The following is a 2,082-nucleotide window of genomic DNA, read 5'->3' as shown; positions in this document are numbered from 1 at the left end:
GTAGAGCCCATGGTCAGGGTGACGTCGCCAGAGACTGTGGAAATCATGAAGCCACCTTTGTGGTTGCGGCGAGTGGCCGCAGGGCGGCCCTCACAGATCTGCAGTCACCACAACATAACAGCGGTCACCATCAGGACCTCGCTGGCACGGCCACGCTGGTAATGTCACACAGAGCCACGGCCTCAAGCCCCGGTATTGGGCGTGCGTCCGTAAGTTCGCACCCGAGTAGAAGCAGCGGAGACGAGATGAGGATGTGCCCATGGAGAACGCAGCGGGTCTGATCGAGCAAGCTCAACACTCCGCCGCCCAGTGGGCGTCCGCAACCGCAGCGAACGATGACGTTCAGGTGCAGCAGTCACTAGCGGACCTGCGAAAAGCTATCGAGTCGGCCGGCAGTGCGCGGCAGGAGCTCTGCGACCGGATCCTGCTCACCCCCGGGGCAGAGAGTCTTCCGTGGCGCGAGATCATTCCGCCCGCCACCGGCCTCGCCCTGCTCTATAACTTCTCTCCGTTCCAAGACACCGGCTCCACAGTGGCTTCCAAGCGCATTCGACAGTTCGGCGAGTCGGTGGACGTGATCGCCTGTTCATTCCTGCACCACAAGAAGCCGGACCCCACGATCGAACGGATCGCAGCCCCCTATGTGCGCACGAGGCACTTCCTGCCCTTCGCCCCTTCATGGGCCACATGGGTTGCGCACTCTGCTTTTGCGGAGCACGCTGCGAACCTAGCCTCTCGCTACATGGCTGGACGCGCCCGGCCATACGAGTTTCTGTACAGCCGCGGGATGTGGTCCCCCTCGCTCATCGGCGGAGCGCTGGTGAAGCTGCGCCACCCCGAAGTTCGGTGGATCGCCGAGTTCTCCGACCCGCTGTCCCAAGACGTCACTGGCGTCCACCGCGGCGGACCGACGGTTGACAACGCATGCCGCAAAGAGCTCGTCACAGCATTCGAGAACAGATTTGGGCCAATGTCCGAAGTAGATAAGTCCGTGTTCTCGATTGCAGAAAACATGGTCTTTGCACTCGCCGATGAGATCATCTTCACGAATGCCCTGCAGATGAAGACTATGGTGGACAAGATCCACCGGAGCGATCTGAGGAACCGAGTACTCGCTAACGCGAAAGTCAGCCACCATCCGTCGTTGCCTCGCCCGTTCTATGAGATGACGCCGCATGATCCCCACGTGGCCCCCGATCAACTCAACATCGCTTACTTCGGCGAGTTCTATTCCTCACGCGGCCTCATCGAAGTCACTTCGGCCATGCGATCGCTCCCCAAGAGGCTCCAGGAACGCGTTCACCTCCACGTGTTCACCAACTACGTCCCGGTGGGCAAGGGAGGGCGACGCCCCCGGAACTTCTCGGCGAAACAATATGAAGATCTCGTTGCGCGCGCTGTAAACGGAGTCGGGGCCGAAGGAATCGAGCATCTGGTGACGTTTCACCCGTCCCTGCCGTTCTTGGAGTTCCTGGCAGCCACGGACTCCTTCGACCTCCTAGTCGTGCGCGACGCGGCGTCTGGTGAGCACCACGTGGTGAATCCGTATCTGCCGTCCAAGTGGAGCGACTACGCGGGCTCGCGGGCTGCCACATGGGCAATCGTCGAAGAGGGCAGCACCATAGCCTCGATGGCACCTCGCTACGCGTCCCCGGTGAACGACCTCGGTGCGGCGCGCGAGGTGCTCTGGAGTGCCCTCGAGGACAAGTTCGGCCCCCTGCCCACCGACGCTGAGAGCGGAGCCCGTTCGTGAACACACCTCTTCCGGATCCTCCGAGCAACCTTGACGCGGTTCTCGCAGCCCTCGGGCGTGCTTCCACCCCAGCCGTCAAAGACTCCCCGTTCGGAATCACCCGGGGCGCCCTCATGGGCCTGTCAGACGCTCACGGGAACGCGCGAGCCGTGGTGGTGGGCTCGCCGCACCTGGTGCGCCGCGTCCAGGAGGCCACGCCCGCCGTCGCCGGGGTACCGGGGCTCCTCGTCGAGCAGGTGGAGCTTCCTCTGGTGGAGACTCTTGTCATCGACTGGAATGCCTTTCAGCGGGGTCCTTGGCTCGCCGCCAACACCCATGCCGCTGTCAGC

The 2,082-nt window shown here is 62.9% G+C and carries 2 protein-coding genes; both read left to right on the top strand.

Annotated elements, in window-relative coordinates; genetic code table 11:
• The first annotated feature begins 259 nt into the window (after positions 1–259).
• Positions 260–1,753 carry a hypothetical protein gene (locus AB0N07_RS50415; RefSeq protein WP_350747673.1) on the top strand — a complete coding sequence of 498 codons (1,494 nt, stop codon included), beginning with the start codon at positions 260–262 and terminating at the stop codon, positions 1,751–1,753.
• Positions 1,754–1,866: 113 nt separating this feature from the next.
• A partial coding sequence (locus AB0N07_RS50410; protein ID WP_365847658.1) for a hypothetical protein occupies positions 1,867–2,082 on the top strand: 216 nt, incomplete at its 3' end.

This window comes from Streptomyces sp. NPDC051172 (assembly GCF_040682555.1).
GTDB lineage: Bacteria > Actinomycetota > Actinomycetes > Streptomycetales > Streptomycetaceae > Streptomyces.
This window is presented reverse-complemented; position numbering and strand designations above follow the sequence as displayed.